This window comes from Kitasatospora sp. NPDC057595 (assembly GCF_042800875.1).
GTDB lineage: Bacteria > Actinomycetota > Actinomycetes > Streptomycetales > Streptomycetaceae > Kitasatospora.
Genome location: NZ_JBHVGL010000002.1, coordinates 269,907 through 288,939, shown reverse-complemented (window position 1 = coordinate 288,939; position 19,033 = coordinate 269,907). Strand labels below are relative to the sequence as shown.

At 73.7% G+C, this 19,033-nt stretch carries 19 protein-coding genes; 9 read left to right on the top strand and 10 right to left on the bottom strand.

Features of this window, described 5'->3' with window-relative positions:
* Positions 1-156 precede the first annotated feature (156 nt).
* Complete coding sequence (locus ACFU9E_RS04725) at positions 157-1,296, top strand: sensor histidine kinase (protein ID WP_380685911.1); 1,140 nt, start codon at positions 157-159, stop codon at positions 1,294-1,296.
* Between the two features lie 95 nt (positions 1,297-1,391).
* Here the strand turns inward: ACFU9E_RS04725 and ACFU9E_RS04720 are convergent, their stop codons facing one another.
* On the bottom strand, positions 1,392-2,573 hold the full coding sequence (locus ACFU9E_RS04720) for a S1C family serine protease (RefSeq protein WP_380714775.1): 1,182 nt from the start codon (positions 2,571-2,573) through the stop codon (positions 1,392-1,394).
* Positions 2,574-2,651: 78 nt separating this feature from the next.
* Here ACFU9E_RS04720 and galE point away from each other — a divergent pair, with 78 nt between their 5' ends.
* The gene (gene galE / locus ACFU9E_RS04715) at positions 2,652-3,635 is read left to right on the top strand and encodes a UDP-glucose 4-epimerase GalE (RefSeq protein ID WP_380685903.1); all 984 of its coding nucleotides are present in this window, start codon (positions 2,652-2,654) and stop codon (positions 3,633-3,635) included.
* A 78-nt stretch (positions 3,636-3,713) separates the two neighbouring features.
* Here the strand turns inward: galE and ACFU9E_RS04710 are convergent, their stop codons facing one another.
* Positions 3,714-6,089, bottom strand: a complete 2,376-nt coding sequence (locus ACFU9E_RS04710; RefSeq protein ID WP_380685901.1) for a PQQ-binding-like beta-propeller repeat protein — start codon at positions 6,087-6,089, stop codon at positions 3,714-3,716.
* Positions 6,090-6,547: 458 nt separating this feature from the next.
* Here ACFU9E_RS04710 and ACFU9E_RS04705 point away from each other — a divergent pair, with 458 nt between their 5' ends.
* The gene (locus ACFU9E_RS04705; protein WP_355358105.1) at positions 6,548-7,195 is read left to right on the top strand and encodes a TetR family transcriptional regulator; all 648 of its coding nucleotides are present in this window, start codon (positions 6,548-6,550) and stop codon (positions 7,193-7,195) included.
* A gap of 187 nt (positions 7,196-7,382) precedes the next feature.
* On the opposite strand, the gene ACFU9E_RS04700 is transcribed toward ACFU9E_RS04705, so the two are convergent.
* The 6 genes from ACFU9E_RS04700 to ACFU9E_RS04675 all read right to left on the bottom strand — a co-directional run bounded on the left by ACFU9E_RS04700 (position 7,383) and on the right by ACFU9E_RS04675 (position 13,337).
* On the bottom strand, positions 7,383-8,327 hold the full coding sequence (locus tag ACFU9E_RS04700) for a beta-ketoacyl-ACP synthase III (RefSeq protein ID WP_380690181.1): 945 nt from the start codon (positions 8,325-8,327) through the stop codon (positions 7,383-7,385).
* 182 nt (positions 8,328-8,509) lie between these two features.
* Complete coding sequence (locus ACFU9E_RS04695; protein ID WP_380714773.1) at positions 8,510-9,694, bottom strand: L,D-transpeptidase family protein; 1,185 nt, start codon at positions 9,692-9,694, stop codon at positions 8,510-8,512.
* A 136-nt stretch (positions 9,695-9,830) separates the two neighbouring features.
* Positions 9,831-10,994, bottom strand: coding sequence for an aminofutalosine synthase MqnE (mqnE, locus tag ACFU9E_RS04690; protein ID WP_355358096.1), 1,164 nt, complete (start codon positions 10,992-10,994; stop codon positions 9,831-9,833).
* Between the two features lie 91 nt (positions 10,995-11,085).
* Complete coding sequence (locus tag ACFU9E_RS04685) at positions 11,086-12,048, bottom strand: threonine/serine dehydratase (protein WP_380683036.1); 963 nt, start codon at positions 12,046-12,048, stop codon at positions 11,086-11,088.
* 20 nt (positions 12,049-12,068) lie between these two features.
* On the bottom strand, positions 12,069-12,530 hold the full coding sequence (locus tag ACFU9E_RS04680) for an Lrp/AsnC family transcriptional regulator (protein WP_380683035.1): 462 nt from the start codon (positions 12,528-12,530) through the stop codon (positions 12,069-12,071).
* 129 nt (positions 12,531-12,659) lie between these two features.
* The gene (locus tag ACFU9E_RS04675) at positions 12,660-13,337 is read right to left on the bottom strand and encodes a UbiX family flavin prenyltransferase (RefSeq protein ID WP_380683034.1); all 678 of its coding nucleotides are present in this window, start codon (positions 13,335-13,337) and stop codon (positions 12,660-12,662) included.
* A gap of 67 nt (positions 13,338-13,404) precedes the next feature.
* On the opposite strand from ACFU9E_RS04675, the gene ACFU9E_RS04670 reads away from it, so the two are divergent.
* From ACFU9E_RS04670 to ACFU9E_RS04650, 5 genes are all read left to right on the top strand, one after another.
* Positions 13,405-14,148: a cyclase family protein gene (locus tag ACFU9E_RS04670; protein ID WP_380683033.1), complete on the top strand. Its 744-nt coding sequence runs from the start codon at positions 13,405-13,407 to the stop codon at positions 14,146-14,148.
* A 91-nt stretch (positions 14,149-14,239) separates the two neighbouring features.
* Positions 14,240-14,956: an MOSC domain-containing protein gene (locus ACFU9E_RS04665; protein WP_380683031.1), complete on the top strand. Its 717-nt coding sequence runs from the start codon at positions 14,240-14,242 to the stop codon at positions 14,954-14,956.
* A 99-nt stretch (positions 14,957-15,055) separates the two neighbouring features.
* Complete coding sequence (locus ACFU9E_RS04660) at positions 15,056-15,466, top strand: GntR family transcriptional regulator (protein WP_380683030.1); 411 nt, start codon at positions 15,056-15,058, stop codon at positions 15,464-15,466.
* Positions 15,467-15,488: 22 nt separating this feature from the next.
* Positions 15,489-16,382, top strand: a complete 894-nt coding sequence (locus ACFU9E_RS04655) for an ABC transporter ATP-binding protein (protein ID WP_380683029.1) — start codon at positions 15,489-15,491, stop codon at positions 16,380-16,382.
* A complete protein-coding gene (locus ACFU9E_RS04650) occupies positions 16,379-17,368 on the top strand; it encodes an ABC transporter permease (RefSeq protein ID WP_380683028.1) in 990 nt (329 codons plus the stop codon). The genes ACFU9E_RS04655 and ACFU9E_RS04650 overlap by 4 nt, the downstream gene beginning before the upstream one ends.
* A gap of 28 nt (positions 17,369-17,396) precedes the next feature.
* Here the strand turns inward: ACFU9E_RS04650 and ACFU9E_RS04645 are convergent, their stop codons facing one another.
* Positions 17,397-17,543: a hypothetical protein gene (locus ACFU9E_RS04645; RefSeq protein WP_380683027.1), complete on the bottom strand. Its 147-nt coding sequence runs from the start codon at positions 17,541-17,543 to the stop codon at positions 17,397-17,399.
* 23 nt (positions 17,544-17,566) lie between these two features.
* On the opposite strand from ACFU9E_RS04645, the gene ACFU9E_RS04640 reads away from it, so the two are divergent.
* Complete coding sequence (locus ACFU9E_RS04640) at positions 17,567-18,322, top strand: alpha/beta fold hydrolase (RefSeq protein WP_380683026.1); 756 nt, start codon at positions 17,567-17,569, stop codon at positions 18,320-18,322.
* Positions 18,323-18,369: 47 nt separating this feature from the next.
* Here ACFU9E_RS04640 and ACFU9E_RS04635 read toward each other — a convergent pair whose 3' ends face one another.
* Positions 18,370-18,993: a DJ-1/PfpI family protein gene (locus ACFU9E_RS04635; protein ID WP_380683025.1), complete on the bottom strand. Its 624-nt coding sequence runs from the start codon at positions 18,991-18,993 to the stop codon at positions 18,370-18,372.
* Positions 18,994-19,033 lie beyond the last annotated feature (40 nt).

Below are 19,033 nucleotides of genomic sequence, written 5' to 3'. Positions count from 1 at the left end.
CCCATGGCACCACCTACCCCCGACCGGCCAAGCTAGGGGCACAGCTCGACCGGAAAAGGACGGTAGACCGAGATGAAGCGAATGGACGGCACGGCCGAGGTCTTCGGCCAGGAGCCGCCGGCCGGCACCGAGCGCACCCCGCTGTACGGCGCGCGGATGTGGCGGCAGGTCGGGCGGCTGCTGCTGAACCTGCCGCTGGGGATCGGCGGCTTCGTCTTCACGATCGTGACGCTGTCGGTCGGCCTGGCCCTGTCGGTCACCGTGATCGGCCTGCCGCTGCTCGCCGCCGGACTGGCCGGCTGCCGCTCGATGAGCGGCTTCGCCCGCCGCCGGGCCCGGGCGCTGTACGGCTCCGAGGTGCACGAACCGGAGCCGGTGCCGCGCCGCCGGCCGGGCATCACCGGCTACGCCATCGCCCACCTCACCGACGGCCTCTCCTGGCGCTCGGCCCTCTACAACGTGCTGATGCTGCCCTGGGGCGTGCTGAGCTTCGCGCTGACCCTGGTCTTCGTCCTGGTCGGCTGGCCGGCCCTGCCGTGGGCGATCCGCGCCCAGTCGGCGGTGGACCGGATGCTGGTGGAGACCCTGCTCTACCCCGGCGCCCTCTCCGAGCGGGTCCGCGAGCTGGAGGACGACCGCGGCACCGTGGTCGACACCGCCGCCGCCGACCTGCGCCGGATCGAGCGCGACCTGCACGACGGCGCCCAGGCCCGCCTGGTGGCGCTGGCGATGGACCTCGGCATGGCCAAGGAGCGGCTGCGGGAGACCGAGACGCCGGACGACGTGGCGGCCGCCGCGAAGATGGTGGACAACGCCCACGGCGAGGTGAAGCTGGCCCTGCAGGAGCTGCGCGACCTGGCCCGGGGCATCCACCCGGCGGTGCTCACCGACCGCGGTCTGGACGCGGCGCTCTCCTCGGTGGCGGCACGCTGCACGGTGCCGGGGGGCGTCCGGGTGAACGTCGACCTGAAGGCCCGGGACGGCGGCACCGAGCGGCCGGACTCGGCGGTGGAGGGCATCGCCTACTTCACGGTCAGCGAGCTGCTGACCAACATCTCCAAGCACTCCGGTGCCCGCTCCGCCACGGTGGACGTCTGGCGGGCCGACGACCAGCTGATGGTGCTGGTCCAGGACGACGGCAAGGGCGGCGCGGCCCCCTACCCCGGCAGCGGCCTGGCCGGACTGGCCGAGCGGATCCGCGCGGTGGACGGCGTGTTCCTGGTGGAGAGCCCGGACGGCGGACCGACCACGGTGACCGTCGAACTCCCCTGGCGGACCCGCACCGTCCGCCGCTGACCGGAGCGACAGCCCTCGGCCCGGACGGCGGACGGCCGCGCGGAACCCTTGCGCGGTCGTGCGGGCCGCCGCCGTCCGGGGGCTGTCGGGACGCCCTAGGGCGTCGGCAGGGTGCCGAGGGTGACCTCGGCGGTCTTGCTCTGGCCGTCCCGGGTGTAGGTGACGGTCACCTTGGTGTCCGGCGCCAGCGAGGCCAGTGCGGTGGTGAGCGAGGTGAGCGAGTCCACCGCGGTGTCGCCGATCCTGGTGATCACGTCGCCGACCTGGAGGCCCGCGGAGTCGGCCGGGCCGTTCGGCGCGACGGCGACCACCACGGCGCCGGCCGGGCGGAAGTTCTGGTCGAAGAAGGTCCGGGCGGTGATGCCGAGGGCGGCCCGCCCGGAGTTGGTGACCTTGCCCTCCTTGATCAGCTGGTCGGCGATGCTGGTCACGGTGGACGCCGGGATGGCGAAGCCGATGCCCGGGGCGGCGGCCCCGTTGGACTCCGGCTCGGTGGCGGCGAGCGTGTTGATGCCGATCACCTGGCTGTCCAGGTTGACCAGCGCGCCGCCGCTGTTGCCGGGATTGATCGCGGCCGAGGTCTGCACCATGTTGCCGATGACGGCGCCCGGAGAGCCCGCGCTGGACGGCTCGGAGACGGTGCGGCCGGTGGCCGAGACGATGCCCTGGGTGACGCTGCTGGAGAGTCCGAGCGGGCTGCCCATGGCGAGGGTGATCTGGCCCAGCTCGACCTTGGTGGAGTCCCCGAAGGAGGCCGGCTTGAGACCGCCCGGCGGGCTGCTCAGCTTGATCACCGCGAGGTCGGAGTCCGGGTAGCTGGCGACCAGCGTGGCGTCCAGCGGCTTGGTGCTGCCGGCCAGGGTGACGGCGAAGGTGGTGGCGGTGCCGACCACGTGGGCGTTGGTGACGATGTCGCCCTTGTCGTCGTAGACGATCCCGGAGCCGAGGCCGCTCCCGGTGGTGATCTGCACCACCGAGGGCAGCACGTCCTTGATCACCCGCTGGTAGTCGGTCTGGAGCTGGTTGGCGCCGCCCGGCTGGGCGCTGCCGGTGGCCCCGGCGGTGACACTCGGGGAGCCGCTCTCCGGCGGGGAGGAGGCGTCCGAGGACGTGCCGCTGCTGCACCCCGCCAGCGCCAGCGCGAGCGCGGTCAGCGCCGCGAAGGCCCCGGGCCCGGCCGGACGGGGTCCGGCGGGAATCGGACGGGTGGGCTCCTTCTTGCGGTTCACCGTGACGGCCTCCGGACTCCTCGGCGTGACAGAGATCTTTGTCAGCATTTCAGCGAAATGTCCGAATCTCCGGCTCCGACGCGCCCACAGCACCGTCGCGAAATCCTCACGCCCTAGGATTCGGCCATGACTTGGTTGATCACCGGCGGCGCCGGATACATCGGCGGGCACGTCGTGCAGCAGCTCCTCGACGCGGGCGAGCGCGTGGCCGTCCTGGACGACCTCAGCACCGGCGACCGGACCCGGCTGCCCGAGGGGGTCGCCCTGGTCGAGGGGTCGACCCTGGACCGGACCGCCCTGGACGCGGCCATCCGCGAGCACCAGGTGGAGGGCATCCTCCACTTCGCCGCCAAGAAGCAGGTCGGCGAGTCGGTCGAGCAGCCCTTCCTGTACTACCGCGAGAACATGATCGGCCTGCAGACCGTCCTGGAGGCCGCGGCCGAGGGCGGCGTCAAGCGCTTCCTGTTCTCCTCCTCCGCCGCCGTCTACGGCATGCCGGACGTCGACCTGGTGACCGAGTCGACCCCCTGCGCGCCGATGAGCCCGTACGGCGAGACCAAGCTCGCCGGCGAGTGGCTGGTGGCCGCGGCCGGCAAGGCGTACGGGATGTCCACCGTCGCGCTGCGCTACTTCAACGTGGCCGGCGCCGCCTCGCCGGAGCTCTCCGACGCCGGTGTGTTCAACCTGATCCCGATGGTCTTCGAGCGCCTCACCGCCGGTCAGGCCCCCCGGGTCTTCGGCGCCGACTACCCCACCCCGGACGGCACCTGCGTCCGTGACTTCATCCACGTCTCCGACATCGCCTCGGCCCACGTGGCGGCGGCGAAGCGGCTGGCGGCCGACCCGGCCGGGGAGACCGCGCTGGTCCTCAACATCGGACGCGGCGAGGGCGTCAGCGTCCGCGAGATGCTGGACGTGATCGGCAAGGTCACCGGGTACGACACCACCCCCGAGATCACCCCGCGTCGCGCCGGCGACCCGGCCCGGGTGGTCGCCTCGGCCGAGCTGATCCGGCGCGAGCTGGGCTGGACCGCCGGGCACGGGGTCGAGTCCATGGTCGCCTCGGCCTGGGAAGGCTGGTGCAGCCGCCACCCGGAGGCCCGGAAGTAGCGCAGCCACGGCGGGGGCCCGAGGGCTCCCGCCGTCCCGCGCCCCGGGACCGTACGCCCCGGGCGGCGCGCCCCCGCGTCAGTGCGAGGGCACTGCCGTGCCGTAGAAGGCGTCCAGCGCGTAGACGCAGCGGTCCTTGCTGCCGACGAAGACCCTGCCCCCGATCGCCACCGGCGAGCCGGTCAGCTCCCCCTTGGTGCCCAGCTCCCAGCGCAGCTGGCCGCTGGCCAGGTCCACGGTGTGCAGCGAGTGGTCCCGGCTGCCGAGGTGGACCAGCCCGTCCGCGACCGCCGGCGAGCCGACGATCTCGCCGCGCGCGGTGTACCGCCAGCGCTCCCGGCCGCTGCCCGCCTCGAAGGCGTAGAGCACCTCGCCGCTGCCGACCAGCACCATGCCCTCCCCGACCACCACCGGCTCGGCGCCCTGCCGGGTGCCGGTGACCGCGCGCCAGCGGTCCCGGCCGGTGGCCGCGTCCAGCGCGTACACGGTGCCCAGGTAGTCCGCGACGTAGACCGCGTCGGCGTCCAGCGCCGGCGGGGTGAACAGCACCACCGGGGCCTCGAACCGCCAGCGCTCGGCGCCGCTCGCCGCGTCCAGCGCGTACACCCGGGTGCCGGCCGTCACGTACAGCACGCCGGAGCGCTCGACCGGGCGGGAGGGCACGTCCTCGCCGACCGGGACCGACCAGCGCAGGCCCGAACCGCGCGGATCCACGCAGCGCAGCCGCCCGCCCCCGTAGTAGTACGCCGAGCCGCCCACCAGGGCCGGGCCGGACTGCGGGTTCTCGAAGTCCTGCTGGGCGTCGTCGGCGCGCCACAGCTCGGCGCCGGTGGCCGCCGAGCGCAGCTGGACGCCCCCGCCCCGTACGCCGCAGCAGAGCACGCCCTCGGCCGCGTCCAGCGAGTACACCCAGCCGTCCAGCGAGTGCCGCCAGCGCTCGGTGCCGTCCGTGACGTCGACCGTGTACAGGTGCGGGCCGTCGGCCGCGTGCACCCGCCCGGCGTCCACGGCGAGCGCCCAGGCGACGTCCCGGGTCTTGTAGCGGCGCTGGCCGGACGCGATGTCCAGGGCGTGCACCTCGAAGCTGGAGACGAACAGGGTGCCGTCGGCCACCACAGGGGTGCCCCAGACCTCGTTGGACATCCGGAACCGCCAGGGGCGCCAGCGGGCGGCGCGGGCCGGGGGCGGGGTGATCCGGCGGACCCAGTCGGTCTCGGCGGGCGGCGCGCCGGGGCCGGCCTGCTCGGCGCGCGGCCCCGGCCCTATCCGGACCGAGGCACCGGGCAGCCGCACCTCGTCGCCCTCCGCGGCGGCCGGCCGGCGGTGCCGGCTGGGGGCGGCCAGCTTCTCGGTGGCGGCCTCGGTGTCCGGCCCGGGCGGCCCGCTGCGCACCGGCCCGGCGGGCGGCCCCGCGTGCGGCCCCGCGTGCCCGGCGACCGCCCGGGTGCGGGGGTCCTCCTGGCCCGGGTGCGACGCCGGGGGCTGCGCCGGCAGCGACGGCGGCGCGGCCGGGTGCGGCGGCTGGTGCGGGGCCTGCTGCGGCGCGACGGCCGGCGGCGGTGTGCGGCGGCCCCGCTTGTGCTCGATCAGGGCGAGCGCGTCGGGCGGCAGCCAGTCCCCGGCCTCGCCGGAGGCGTCGTCCCGGGAGAACAGGTGCGGGGCCAGCTCGGCCTGGATCTGCTCCGGGGTCGGCCGGTGCTCGGGGGCCGGGCGCATGCAGGCGCGCACCAGGTCCACCAGCTCCACCGGCAGGCCGGAGAGGTCGGGCTGGTCGCGCAGCAGCTGGAAGACCGTCTCCACCGGGTTGGCGCCCCGGTACGGCGGGTGGCCGGTGGCACAGAAGACCAGCAGCGAGCCGAGCGAGAAGACATCGCTGGCGCCGGTGACGCCCCGGCTGTCCCGGGCCTGCTCCGGCGACATGTACGCCGGGGTGCCGACCGCGACGTTGGTCATGGTGAGCCGGGTGCTGGAGACCCCGGCGGCGATGCCGAAGTCGATCACCCGGGGACCGTCCTCGACGACCAGCACGTTGGACGGCTTGAGGTCGCGGTGGACCAGCCCGGCGGCGTGGATGGACTGCAGGGCCTCGGCGATGCCGGCCACCAGCCAGCGCACCGCCCCGACCGGCAGCGGCCCGCAGTCGGTGACCAGGTCCTCCAGGGACGGCGCCGGGACGTACGCGGTGGCCAGCCAGGGCACCCGGGCGTCCGCGTCGGCGTCGACCACGGCCGCCGTGTAGAAGCCGCCCACCGTCTTGGCGGCCGCGATCTCCCGGGCGAAGCGGACCCGGAACAGCTCGTCCTCGGCCAGCTCCCCCCGGACGGTCTTGATCGCCACCCGCCGGCCGGACGCCGACCGCGCCAGGTAGACCAGGCCCATGCCGCCCGCCCCGAGCCGCCCCAGCACCTCGAAGGGCCCGATCCGCCTCGGATCGTGCGCCGTCAGCTGGTCCACCCGCTGCCACCTCCCCGTCTTGTAGCACCGCCCGCGTGGTGCCGAGCACCCGCCGCGTGGTGCCGGTCCCGATTCTCCAATGCCGCCCGGCCCATCTCCAACCTCCCCCGCCCAGAGCGCCGTGCGGCCACCGGGAGGCCCCACCGCCCGGTCAGCGACTTCGAAACGGCCGGATCCTGACGTCCGCTCCGGCATCGGCTTGCACCCGACACGCCCGGGAGTGTGGCGAGGGGCAGGTCACATCGCCGATCTGATCGTCACTCTGCGTTACTCGATAACCCCTCAGCGAAGGGTTCGTCACCCTGCGGCGTCGCCGGTGCACGGGGGGGCGTCAAGGAGGGCCACGGAGGGCGATGAATATCCGTCCGAAGGGCTCCGAGCGGCTATACCAACCCCCGTGCGGAGTAATTGTCACATCACCGAATCGCGCCAAGATCGGGCCACGGTAAGCTGACGGCATGACAGGACAAGTTCGCACCGTCGACGGTCGCGTCGCCGGGCGACGCGGACAGGAGACGCGGCAGAAGCTGCTCGACTGCCTCCGCGAGATGCTCAGCACGTCGCCCTATCGGGACGTCAAGGTCATCGACGTCGCCCGTATGGCGGGTACCTCCCCCGCGACCTTCTACCAGTACTTCCCGGATGTCGAGGGCGCCGTCCTCGAAATCGCCGAGGAAATGGCCAAGGACGCCGACACGCTCAAAGAGCTGGTGGCCGGAAAGTCCTGGGCAGGGAAGTCCGGCACGGCCACTTCGGAAGAACTGGTCGACGGATTCCTCGCCTTCTGGCGCAAGAACGACGCCATTCTCCGAGTGGTCACGCTCGGTGCCGCCGAAGGGGACAAGCGGTTCTTCAAGATCCGCATGACCGTCCTCAACGCGGTCGCCAAGCCGCTCACGGAGGCCGTCAAGGAACTCCAGGCGAAGGGGCAGTCCGACAAGTCGTTGGACCCGGCCGCCGTCGCCGGATCGCTGGTCTCGCTGCTCGCCTCGGCGGCCGAGCACCAGAAGGCCTTCACCTCGTGGGGCGTCAAGGTCAAGGACCTCAAGCCCAACCTCGCTCCCCTGGTGTACCTGGGCGTCACCGGCAAGAAGGCGCCCAAGTAGACCGATCCGTCTCGACCCCACCTTCCGCTTCGCGCGCGCCCCGGCCTCCTGTCCGGGGTACGACGGACGGCGGCCGTGTCCTCGGGGGAGGTCCGCCGGCGGTCCGCAGCGCGCCACGACACGCCTGTGGGCGGTCACCCTGGACGGGTGACCGCCCACAGGCGTGTCAGCGGCTGCCGGAGCGGCCTCAGGGGCAGCGGACGACCTGCCCCGCGTAGGCGAGGCCGCCGCCGAAGCCGAACAGCAGCACCGGGTCGCCGGGCGACAGCTCGCCGCGCTCGACCAGCTTGGAGAAGGCCAGCGGGACGGAGGCCGCCGAGGTGTTGCCGGACTCCACCACGTCCCGGGCCACCACGGCGTCGGTGACCCCGAGCCGGTTGGCGATGGCGTCGATGATCCGCAGGTTGGCCTGGTGCGGCACGAAGCCCTTCAGCTCGGAGGGGTCGATCCCGGCCCGCTCGCAGGCCTGCCGGGCCAGCGGGGCGATCTGGGTGGTCGCCCAGCGGAACACCGACTGGCCCTGCTGGCTGATCACCGGGTCCCAGCCGGTGATCACCACGGCGTCGCCCTTCTCCGGCTCCGAGCCCCAGACCACCGGGCCGATCCCCGGCTCGGCGCCCTCCTCCTGGGCCTCGACCAGCGCCGCGCCGGCGCCGTCGCCGAAGATCACGCAGGTGGAGCGGTCGGTCCAGTCGAGGGTGTCCGACATCCGCTCCGCGCCGATCACCAGGGCCGTCCGGGCCGCCCCGGCGCGGATCGCGTGGTCGGCGGTGGCCAGCGCGTAGGAGAAGCCCGAGCAGACCGTGTTGATGTCGTAGGCGGCCGGCGCGCGCACCCCCAGCCGGGCGGCGACGGCGGCGGCCGTGTTGGGGCTGCGCTCCACCGCGGTGCAGGTGGCGACCACGACCAGGTCGACCTCGGACGCCGACCGGCCGCTGTTGGCCAGCGCCTTCTGCGCCGCCTCGGTGGCGAGGTCGACGACGGTCTCGCCCTCCGCGATGTGCCGCGTCCGGATGCCCACCCGGCTGCGGATCCACTCGTCGTCGGTGTCGACCAGCTTGGCCAGGTCGTCGTTGGTGAGGACCTTGGGGGGCTGGTAGTGGCCGAGTGCCACGATGCGCGAACCGCTCATACTGCCCACTCAACCCGGTTACCCACTGGTCAGCGGGGCGCGACCGGCTACAGGATCCGCGCCGGGAAAGTGTAGGAGGCCGACAAGGACCGTTGCGGCAGACGGGCGGCGGGCCCCGCGCACGCGCGGCGCGGGGCGGCGGATTCGGCCGGGAACCGCCGGGAACGGCCGGAAACCGCCGCTCAGACCGCCAGCGAGGCGGCGTCGCCCATCACGATCACCGGCCGGGCGGCCGGGTCGAGGGTGCGGATCAGCTGCGTCATCTTCTCCTCCGGTATGGAGACGCAGCCGTGCGTCGGACCGCCGTGGTCGACGTGGATCCAGATCCCGCCGCCCTTGGTCGAGCCGCTCGGGCGGCGCGGGTCGAGCGGGGAGTTGCCGGGCACCCGGTTGTAGTTGATCGCGACGACGTAGTCGAAGGAGCCGGCCAGCTGCTCGCCGGCGAAGCCCGTGCCGGAGACCACGAAGTTCGGGTCCTTGTCGTAGGGCAGCCTGCTGCCCGGGTCGGCCTTGCGGCCGCCGGCGTCGGTGAGCGAGAAGACGCCGATCGGGCTGCGCAGGTCGCCCTCGTTGTGGTCGGTGGTCCAGCCCTTGAAGGCGTTGTGGCCCTGCCAGTTCTCGCCGCCCAGCCAGCGGCCCTCGGCGGTGCGGCTCCACAGCGTCACGGAGGTCCGGTTGGTGTCCACGCCCTCGCCGGTGGCCACCACCACCTGGTTGGTCTCGGCGGGTATCCGGGCGACGAAGGAGGCGCCGAGGCCGGGGATCACCTCGACCGAACCGTCGTCGCGGGCCTCGCTGCGGCCCGCGGCGGGCGTCTCGGCCTGCCGGGCGTCGGCGGCCGCGGCGGCCGGGGCGGCCGGCGAGGCCTGGTCGGCCGGGCGGTCCGGGGTGCCGACGCCCTCGGGGCCGGAGCCGTCGGCGGCGGTGACACCGGGCCGGTCGGTGTCCTGGCCGACGGTGTACCAGCCGGCGGCGGCCGCCAGCAGCAGGGCGGTACCGGCGACGGCGGCGCGGCCGGTGCGCTTCTTCCTGGCCTTGCGCCGGTGGTTGCGGGCGGCCGCGCGGCCACCGGCCGGAGCGGCGGCCCGCTGCCGCGGCGGGGCGGGCGGCGCCGGCGGCTCGGCGGGCTGGGCCTGGAACGGCCGGTCGTACACGTCGTGCTCGGCCAGGCTCCGGTAGCCGTCCCCGGCCTCCGGGTCCTCGTACAGCGGGCCGTCGTAGTCCTGCCCGCCGTCGTGCTCCTGCCGGCCGCCGTACGGCTGCTGCGGCGCCCCGTAGGACTGCGGCGGCACCCCGTACGGCTGCTGCGGCGCCTCGTACACCGGCTCGTACGACGGGTACGGAGAGGTGCGATGGGAACCGGACATGTGGCCGATCCTGCCAAACGGAGGCCGGGTTGCGAAAGCCGGGGGCCCGTGCGGGCCGCGTGAAGAAGCCGTCGCCCGGGCCGCGGGGGCCCGGGCGACGGCCCGTCGTCGGCGGCCGCGCGTCGGCCGCCGCAGGTCAGAGGCGCATCGCCTGCGGGGTCTCGCGGCGCGTCAGGTCGGGGCCGTCGTACTCGCGGATGATCTCGTAGCGGGTGTTGCGCTCCACCGGGCGGAAGCCGGCGTCCCGGATCAGGCCGAGCAGGTCCTCGCGGTTCAGCTTGTTCGGGGTGCCGAAGTTGTCCGCGTCATGGGTGATCTTGTACTCGACCACCGAGCCGTCCATGTCGTCCGCGCCGTGGCTGAGCGCCAGCTGGGCGGTGGTGACGCCGTGCATCACCCAGAAGACCTTGACGTGCGGCACGTTGTCGAACAGCAGCCGGGAGACCGCGAAGGTCTTCAGCGCCTCGGCGCCGGTGGCCATCTCGGTGCGCGCCATCAGCTTGTTGCGCACCACGCCGTCCTTGGAGTCGTGGAAGTCGTGCTGGTAGCGCAGCGGGATGAAGACCTGGAAGCCGCCGGTCTCGTCCTGCAGCTCACGCAGCCGCAGCACGTGGTCCACCCGGTGCCGGGGCTCCTCGATGTGGCCGTACAGCATGGTGGCCGGCGTCTTGAGGCCCTTGCTGTGGGCGAGCCGGTGGATCCGCGACCAGTCCTCCCAGTGGGTGTCGTGGTCGACGATGTGCTGGCGGACCTCCCAGTCGAAGATCTCCGCGCCGCCGCCGGTCAGCGACTCCAGGCCGGCGTCGATCAGCTCGTCGAGGATCTCGTCGGCGGGCAGGCCGCTGATCCGCTCGAACCAGTGGATCTCGGTGGCGGTGAAGGCCTTGAGCGAGACGGTCGGCAGCGCGGCCTTCAGCTCCCGCAGCGAGCGCGGGTAGTAGCGCCACGGCAGGGTGGGGTGCAGACCGTTGACGATGTGCAGCTCGGTGAGGGAGTCGACCTCCATCGCCTTGGCGAGGCGCACGGCCTCCTCGATGCGCATCGTGTAGGCGTCCTTCTCGCCCGGCTTGCGCTGGAACGAGCAGTACGCGCAGGACGCGTTGCACACGTTGGTCATGTTGAGGTGGCGGTTGACGTTGAAGTGGACGACGTCGCCGTTCTTCCGCGTCCGCACGTGGTGGGCGAGACCACCCAGCCAGGCCAGGTCGTCGCTCTCGTAGAGCGCGATCCCGTCCTCCCGGGTCAGCCGCTCACCCGCGTAGACCTTCGCCTCCAGCTCGCGCTTGAGCCCTGCGTCCATGCGGTGCCCCGCCTCCTCCGACTTCGAATCGTTGCCGGAACGAGCGTACGCCCCCACTCGGTGCGGTTCGAGGGCAGCCGCCCCGCACGGGTCAGCCCGCCAGCAGCTCCGCCAGCAGCGACGGCTCGATGTTGCCCCCGCTCACCACCGCCGCCACCGCCCGCCCGCCGATCTCGGCGGCCCGGTGGAAGTAGGCCGCCGGGGCCACCGCGCCGGACGGCTCGGCGACGATCCGCCCGCGCCGGGCCAGCAGGGCCACCGTGGCGCGGATCTCGTCCTCGGTGACGGTGACGACGTCGTCCACGTAGGCGGTGAGGTGCTCGAACGGCAGCACGCCCACCGAGGGGGTGCGCAGACCGTCGGCGATCGTCCGGTAGGTGTCGGCGACCGGCCAGGTGATCCGCTCGCCCGCCCGCAGGCTCGCCTGCGCGTCGGCGGCCAGCTCGGGCTCGACGCCGACCACCCGGACGTCCGGGCGGGTCAGCTTGAGCGCCGCCGCCGTACCGCCGATCAGCCCGCCGCCGCTGACCGGGACGAGCACGGTGTCCAGCTCCGCCGGGGCGTCCTCGGAGATCTCCAGGCCCACCGTGCCCTGACCCGCGATGATGAACGGGTCGTCGTACGGCGGCACCCAGACGTAGCCGTGCCGCTCGGCCAGCTCGCCGGGCACGGTGTCCCGCTCCTGCGGCGGGACCAGCAGCACCTCGGCGCCGAACGACCGGGTGGCCTCGACCTTGACCGCCGGCGAGGTGTCCGGCATCACGATCACGGCCTTGACGCCGAGCAGCGACGCGGCGTACGCCACCGCCTGCGCGTGGTTGCCGCTGGACTGGGCGACCACGCCGCGGGCGCGCTCCTCGCCGCTCAGCGCGGCGAGCCGGTTGTACGCCCCGCGGGTCTTGAACGCGCCGGTCGGCTGGAGGTTCTCCGGCTTGAGCCAGAGCCGGCGCCCGCCGTCCGCCGCCCAGGGGGCGGGGACCAGCGGGGTGCGCACCGCGACGCCCGCGATCCGTTCCCGGGCCGCGCGCAGTTCCTCCAGACCGACCAGTGCCATGACCGTCACTTCCCCGCGTGCTACTCGGCCTCGGTGAGCGGCAGCTCGCTGACCCGGTTCTCCCACTTGGTGGAGAGCACGACGGTGGTCCGGGTGCGGGCCACGCCCTTGGTGCCCGAGATCCGCTTCACCACCGACTCCAGGCCCTCGACGTCCGGCACCCGGACCTTGAGCATGTACGAGTCGTCACCGGCGATGAACCAGCAGTCCTCGACCTCGCCGAGGTCCTTCAGCCGGAACGCGACGTCCTCGTGGTCCGCCGCGTCGGTCAGCTGGAGACCGATCAGGGCCGTGACCCCGAAACCGAGCGAGGCCGGGTTGACCGTCGCGCGGTAGCCGGTGATGACGCCGGCCTGCTCCAGGCGGTTGATGCGGTCCGTGACGCTCGGGCCGGAGAGGCCGACCAGTCGGCCCAACTCGGCGTAGGAGGCGCGGCCGTTCTCCCGGAGCGCCTGGATGAGCTGTCTGTCCACCGTGTCCATATACCGTCCGCGTCCTTCCGAACCTCGCCAGACCCACAGATCATTATCCGGATTCAAAGGCGCCGTGCTCGGACCAACCCGGATATCGCAGAGAACATACTCTCCCGTCCTGCGGTATCTCACTCCCCCTCAGGCCGACCGACCGGTTGCGCGGGCCGCCGCGCCCAGCTCTCCCTCCCAGCGTCGGTACAGCGTGTGCGGTACGCCGACGGCGTCCAGCACCCGTCCGGCGACAAAACCGACCAGCTCGCCGACGGTGGAGCCGCCGGCGTAGAACCCGGGCGAGGCGGGGAGCACGACCGCGCCCTGCGCGTCCAGCTCCACCAAGTGCTTCAACGTCACCCCGTTGAGTGGTGTCTCGCGGACGCAGACGACCAGCGGACGCCGCTCCTTGAGGGTGACGCTGGCCGTCCGCTGGAGCAGGTCCTTGCTGAGGCCGAGCGCGATCCCGGCCACCGCGCCGGTGGTCGCGGGCACCACCAGCATCCCCTTCGCGGGGTACGAGCCGCTGGACGGGCCCGCCGCGAAGTCCCCCGCCGGCCAGTACCGGACGTCCTCCAGTCCGTCCGCGGGCGCGTCCGGTCCGATCCCCAGCCAGGCGGCCAGGTCGGTGCGCCAGTGCGCGTCCCGGAACGCGATGCCGGTCTCGTCGAGGATCGTCAGCCGGGCCGCCCGGCTGACCACCAGGTCGACCGACTCCCCCGCGTCGAGGAGGGCGCGGATCACCGCGGCGGCGTACGGGGTGCCGGACGCGCCGGAGACCCCCACGACCCAGGGACGGCGGACTGGCTGCTCAGGCTTTTCCATAGTGCCTCCTTTCTATCTCCACCCGGCCCCTCACCGAGCCCCGGCCCGCCCTGGGAGGATGGGCGCCATGGCCCCGACCCTCGTCGACCTCACCCACCAGGTGACCACCGCGATGCCGGTCTACCCCGGCGATCCGGCCGTCCTCCTGGAGCCCGCCCTCACCACCGCCACGGCCGGGGTGAACGTGCTCTCCCTGCACCTCGGCTCGCAGTCCGGCACCCACGTGGACGCGCCGTACCACGTCGACGTCACCTGGCCGACGCTGGACGGGCTGCCGCTGGAGCGGTTCACCGGGCCGGCCGTCGTCGCCGACCTGCGCGGCCTGGAGCCGCGCGCCCCGATCACCGCCGAGCTGCTCGCGCCCGCGCTGGAGCGGGCCGGCGAGGGCACCGTCCTGCTGCTCGCCACCGGCTGGACGCGGCACTGGGGCACCGACGCCTACCTCGCCCATCCGAGCCTGACCACCCGGGCCGCGGAGGCGATCGTCGCCGCCGGGGTGCGCACGGTCGGGGTGGACGCGCTCAGCGTCGACCCGACGCCCGACCCGGGCCCGGGCGACCCGGCGGTCGCCGCGCTGCTCGCCGACCTCACCGACGAGCACGACCAGCCCGCCGCCGAGGAGCCGACGCTGGCGGCGCACCGGATCCTGCTCGGGGCGCCGGGCGGCGGGGTGATCGCGGAGAACCTGACCGATCTGCGGCCGCTGCTGGCGGCGCAGGAGGCGGGGCGGCCGGTCGAGGTGTCGCTCTTCCCGCTGCGGCTGGTGGCGGCCGACGGCGCCCCGGTCCGGGCGGTGGCCAAGCTGGGCTGAGCGGCCGGACCCGGGCGCGGGGCGAACGCCGCTCCGGGTCCTGGCACTTGGTCTAGACCATCATCGGCGGGCGGCGGTACGCTGTCCGGCCATGGCAGAGATCATCGGAGTCGTCGAGCAGCTCTGGCGCTACCCCGTGAAGTCCACCGGCGGCGAGCGGCTCGACTCCGTCGAGGTGGACGACCGCGGGCTCGCGGGCGATCGTCTCTACGCCGTGCGCGACGGCAACGGCAAGCTCGGCTCCGGCAAGAACACCCGCCGGTTCCGGCGGATGGACGGCCTGCTCCGCCTCTCCGCCCGGCTCGGCCGGCTGCTCGACGGCCCCGAGCTGTTCGACCCGCTCGGCCGGCCGGTCCTCGACCCGACCGCCTTCCTCCGTGCCTACCTCCAGCGCGACGACGTCGAGCTCGCCCGCGAGGACGCCGTGTCGCACTTCGACCAGCTGCCGGTCAGCGTGCTCACCACCGCCACCCTGGACTGGGTCGCCGAGGCCGCGCCGTCCGCCGTGGTGGACGTCCGCCGGTTCCGCCCGAACATCCTGCTGCGCACCCCGCCGGGCACCCCGCCGTTCAGCGAGGACACCTGGTTCGGCCGCGAGGCGCACGGCTCCGCGCGCCTCGGCGCCCGGCTCGCCTTCGTCCGCTCCAGCGAGCGCTGCGCGATGACCACCGCCGCCCAGCCCGGCCTGCCGCACGCCCCGGAGATCCTCAAGGCCATCGCGCAGTTCCACGACTCCCGGCTGGACGCCCTCGCCGAGGTCGCCGCCCCCGGCCGGCTCGCCGTCGGGGACACCCTGACGCTGGCCTGACCAGGCACTTCCCACCACCCGTCAATTCCTCCTTCCGCGACACCACTTGACTGACGCACGACTATCCTGTCTTACTGTCGTAGGACAGGAGAACAACTGGTGATCGAGTTCGTGCTCGACGGCCGCTCACGGGTGGCCACGTACATGCAGCTGGTGCTGCAGGTGAAGCAGTCGCTGCGGGTCGGGCTCGCGCAACCGGGGGACCAGCTGCCCAAGGTGCGCGACGTGGCCCAGGCCCTGGCGATCAACCCCAACACCGTGCTCAAGGCCTACCGGGAGCTGGAGTTGGAGGGGCTCGCCGAGGGGAGGCCCGGGGTCGGGACCTTCCTGGTCCGCACCCTGGCCGGACCCTCGCTGGCCCACCAGGCCGAGCTGCGCCGGGAGTTGGTCGCCTGGCTGGCCAAGGCGCAGGCCGCCGGCCTCGCCCGCGAGGACATCGCCGCGCTCGTCGACACCACCCTGCGGGCCACGCCCGACCGGCCGCCCACCGAAGGGACCGGACCGGTCTGACAGTCATCTTGGGGGAACACACATGACGGAAGTCGCTCTGCACGCCGAGGGGCTGGGAAAGCGCTACGGGCGCTCCTGGGCCCTCCAGGACTGCTCGCTGGCCCTCCCCGCCGGGCGGATCGCCGCCCTGGTCGGGCCCAACGGCGCCGGCAAGTCCACCCTGCTCCACCTGGCCGTCGGACTGCTGGAGCCCGACGCCGGACGGGTCCGCGTCTTCGGACGGGACCCTCGCCACGACCGCGACGCCCTGGCCGACCTCGGCTTCGTCGCCCAGGACACCCCGCTCTACCCCGACTTCACCGCCGCCGAGCTGATCACCATGGGCGGACGGCTCAACCGCCGCGGCGTCTGGGACGACGCGATCGCCCGGGACCGGCTCACCCGGCTCGGCATCCCGTCCGACAAGCCGGTCGGCAAGCTCTCCGGCGGCCAGCGCGCCCAGGTCGCGCTGGCGCTGGCGCTCGCCAAGCGGCCCCGGCTGCTGCTGCTCGACGAGCCGGTCGCGGCCCTGGACCCGCTCGCCCGGCACGAGTTCATGCAGGCCCTGATGGGCGCCGTGGGCGAGTACGGGACCACCGTCCTGCTCTCCTCCCACCTGCTCGCCGACCTCGAACGGGTCTGCGACCACCTGGTGCTGCTGCACACCTCGCACGTCCAGCTCACCGGACCGGTCGAGGAACTGCTCGCCGGGCACCGCCGGCTGATCGGCCCCCGGATCGCCGACGGCGCCGCCGTTCCCGGGGTGGCCTCGGTGATCCGGGCCAGCCACACCGAACGGCAGTCCACCCTGCTCGTGCGCACCGAGGGGCCGGTGGACCAGGACCACTGGGCCGTGCACGAGGTGACCCTGGAGGACCTCGTCCTCGCCCACCTCGGCGCCCCCGGCGCCGCCGACCGCCCGGAGGTGGCCGCGTGATCTGGCTGACCTGGCGCCAGCACCGCAAGCAGGCCCTGTGGACGGCCGTGGCACTGGCCGTGCTCGCCGCCGTGCTCGTCCCCACCGGCCTGTCCATGCGCTCGTCCTTCGAGGACTCCGGCCTCGGCGCCTGCCTGCGCGCCCTGGGCCACTCCCGGTTCGTCGGCGGCGAGGGCTGCGAGGCGCTCAGCCAGCGCTTCGCCAACCAGTACGACTCGACCGCCTTCCTGGCCATCCTCTTCGTCCTGCTGCCGATCGTCCTCGGCCTCTTCCTCGGCGCCCCGCTGGTCGCCAAGGAGGTCGAGAACGGCACCCACCGGCTGGTCTGGACCCAGGGCATCAGCCGCCGGCGCTGGATCCTCACCAAGTTCGGCCTGGTCGGCGCGGTGGCACTGGTGCTGTCCGTCGGCTACGCGCTCGGCGCCGCCTGGTGGCTCGGCCCTCTCGGCGCCAACGGCCTCGGCCGCTTCCGCTACCTGATCTTCGACGTCCAGGGCGTCGCGCCGATCGGCTACACGCTGTTCGCGGTCGCGCTCGGCATCCTCGCCGGCACGCTGACCCGCCGGGTGCTGCCCGCGATGGGCCTGTCGCTCATCGCGTTCATCGCCGTCCGCGCCCTCGTCGAACTCCTCGTTCGCCCGTCCTTCCTCGCGCCCGAGACGCTCAGCTACCGGATCGACGGCCAGGGCATGGCCAACCGCTTCACCGGCGACTGGGTCTACCAGGAGGGCGTCCGCAACGGCGCCGGCGCCCTCGTCCTCCCCGACGCCCGCGTCGGCTGCGGCGGCGACACCGGCGCCGAGACCGCCCGCTGCGTGGAACGCCTCGTCCAGGACGGCTTCGGCCCGGCCCCCTTCAGCAACTGGCAGGAGTACCAGCCGGCCGACCGCTTCTGGACCTTCCAGGCCGTCGAGAGCGGCATCTTCCTCGCCCTGACCGCCCTCCTCCTCGCCCTCGCCATCCGCCGCGTTCGCCGCATCTCCTGAGGCGGGCGATCCAGGTCGGCCGGGCGGGTCAGGGGCGGGCCGGGAGCAGGCAGACGTGGTGGCCGGCCGGGTCGGCGTAGAAGCGCCGGCCGGTGGCGTCCTGGAGCAGCGTGGCACCGAGCGCGAGGAGCACGGGTTCCGCGCCGAACGCCGGCGCGCCGGGTTCGATGATCATCACCACCGGGCAGGAAGCCCTTCATGACGATCCCTCACCGCCTGGTCGGCACCGGCGAGCACAAGGTCCTGGTGCTGCACGACTGGTTCGGCACCAGCGCCGGCTGGGGCCCGTTCCCGGACTACCTGGACGGCTCCGCCTTCTCCTACGCGTTCCTCGACTACCGGGGCTACGGCGAGCGCATGGACGTGTCCGGCGAGTACACCCTGGCCGAGATCGCGGACGACGCGCTCGCGCTGGCCGACCAGCTCGGCTGGCGGGACTTCTCGCTGGTCGGGCACTCGATGGGCGGCAAGGCCGTCCAGCAGGTGCTCGCCCGGGCCCCGCACCGGGTGCGCAAGCTGGCCGGTCTCGCGCCGGTGCCGGCCGGGCCGTACCCGATGGACGCGGCCGGCGAGGAGCTGTTCTACGGCGCGGCCGAGGACCGGGCGAAGCGGTACGAGATCCTGGACCGGGTGACCGGGCGGCGGGCCGGCCGGGTTTGGCTCGACCGGATGGTGGACCGCTCACTGGAGCTGTCCACCCGCGAGGCCTTCGGCGGCTACGTGCGGGACTGGGCCACCGCCGACCTGGTGGACCGGATCGCCGGGAACCCGGTGCCGGTCCGGGTGTTCGTGGGCGAGCACGACCTGCTGCTGACCGCCGAGGCGATGCGCGGCACCTTCCTCGTCCACTACCCCAACGCCGACGTCGAGCAGCTGCCCGCCAGCGGCCACTACCCGATGCACGAGACGCCGGTCGCCCTGGCCGCCGCCCTGGAGTCCTTCCTGCACGACTGAGTAGGACCGAGCACGACCGAGCACACCTGACCGGACGCTTCCGGGAGCTACCCGAGCCGTCTGATCCGCTCCCGCACGGCCGGCGAGGCCTTCGCCCACGATCCGCTGTCGAACGGCGGCCGCGGATCGTACTCGGCGTGCAGCTGGATCGCCCGGGCGGTGGTCTCGTCGGTGAGCAGGGCCGCCAGCAGGAGCGCCATGTCGATGCCGGCCGAGACCCCGGCCGCGGTGACGATCCGGCCGCGGCGCACCACCCGCTCAGGGGTGTACTCGGCGCCGTGCGCGGCCAGTTCACCGGCGGCCGCCCAGTGCGTGGTGGCGGCGAGGCCGTCGAGCAGTCCGGCGGCCCCGAGCAGCAGCGCGCCGGTGCAGACGGAGGTGGTGAACCGGGTGGTCGCGTGCGTCCGGCGCAGCCAGTCGAGGAACGCCTCGTCGTCCATCAGCGGCCGGGTGCCGTGCCCGCCCGGGACGAGCAGCAGGTCGCACGCCCCGACGTCCGAGTAGCGGGTCGGCACGTCCAGCCGCAACGCCCCGATGCCGTCGGCCACCGGCCCCCGCTCCCCCGCCGCCACGAACCGCACGGTGGCCCCGGGCAGATGACCGAGCACCTGGTACGGGCCGATCGCGTCGAGCGGCTCGAAGGCGTCGAAGAGCACGATGACGATGTCCATGTCCCGCAGCGTAGGCGCGAGTTGGCCACCCGTCCCGGCC

What these genes read in the sequence shown, in the direction of transcription:
- ACFU9E_RS04725 (WP_380685911.1), top strand. Translation starts at nt 157, where the DNA reads ATGTGGCGGCAGGTCGGGCGGCTGCTGCTGAACCTGCCGCTGGGGATC.
- ACFU9E_RS04720 (WP_380714775.1), bottom strand. Translation starts at nt 2,573, where the DNA reads ATGCTGACAAAGATCTCTGTCACGCCGAGGAGTCCGGAGGCCGTCACG.
- galE (WP_380685903.1), top strand. Translation starts at nt 2,652, where the DNA reads ATGACTTGGTTGATCACCGGCGGCGCCGGATACATCGGCGGGCACGTC.
- ACFU9E_RS04705 (WP_355358105.1), top strand. Translation starts at nt 6,548, where the DNA reads ATGACAGGACAAGTTCGCACCGTCGACGGTCGCGTCGCCGGGCGACGC.
- ACFU9E_RS04700 (WP_380690181.1), bottom strand. Translation starts at nt 8,327, where the DNA reads ATGAGCGGTTCGCGCATCGTGGCACTCGGCCACTACCAGCCCCCCAAG.
- ACFU9E_RS04695 (WP_380714773.1), bottom strand. Translation starts at nt 9,694, where the DNA reads ATGTCCGGTTCCCATCGCACCTCTCCGTACCCGTCGTACGAGCCGGTG.
- mqnE (WP_355358096.1), bottom strand. Translation starts at nt 10,994, where the DNA reads ATGGACGCAGGGCTCAAGCGCGAGCTGGAGGCGAAGGTCTACGCGGGT.
- ACFU9E_RS04685 (WP_380683036.1), bottom strand. Translation starts at nt 12,048, where the DNA reads ATGGCACTGGTCGGTCTGGAGGAACTGCGCGCGGCCCGGGAACGGATC.
- ACFU9E_RS04680 (WP_380683035.1), bottom strand. Translation starts at nt 12,530, where the DNA reads ATGGACACGGTGGACAGACAGCTCATCCAGGCGCTCCGGGAGAACGGC.
- ACFU9E_RS04675 (WP_380683034.1), bottom strand. Translation starts at nt 13,337, where the DNA reads ATGGAAAAGCCTGAGCAGCCAGTCCGCCGTCCCTGGGTCGTGGGGGTC.
- ACFU9E_RS04670 (WP_380683033.1), top strand. Translation starts at nt 13,405, where the DNA reads ATGGCCCCGACCCTCGTCGACCTCACCCACCAGGTGACCACCGCGATG.
- ACFU9E_RS04665 (WP_380683031.1), top strand. Translation starts at nt 14,240, where the DNA reads ATGGCAGAGATCATCGGAGTCGTCGAGCAGCTCTGGCGCTACCCCGTG.
- ACFU9E_RS04655 (WP_380683029.1), top strand. Translation starts at nt 15,489, where the DNA reads ATGACGGAAGTCGCTCTGCACGCCGAGGGGCTGGGAAAGCGCTACGGG.
- ACFU9E_RS04645 (WP_380683027.1), bottom strand. Translation starts at nt 17,543, where the DNA reads ATGATCATCGAACCCGGCGCGCCGGCGTTCGGCGCGGAACCCGTGCTC.
- ACFU9E_RS04640 (WP_380683026.1), top strand. Translation starts at nt 17,567, where the DNA reads ATGACGATCCCTCACCGCCTGGTCGGCACCGGCGAGCACAAGGTCCTG.
- ACFU9E_RS04635 (WP_380683025.1), bottom strand. Translation starts at nt 18,993, where the DNA reads ATGGACATCGTCATCGTGCTCTTCGACGCCTTCGAGCCGCTCGACGCG.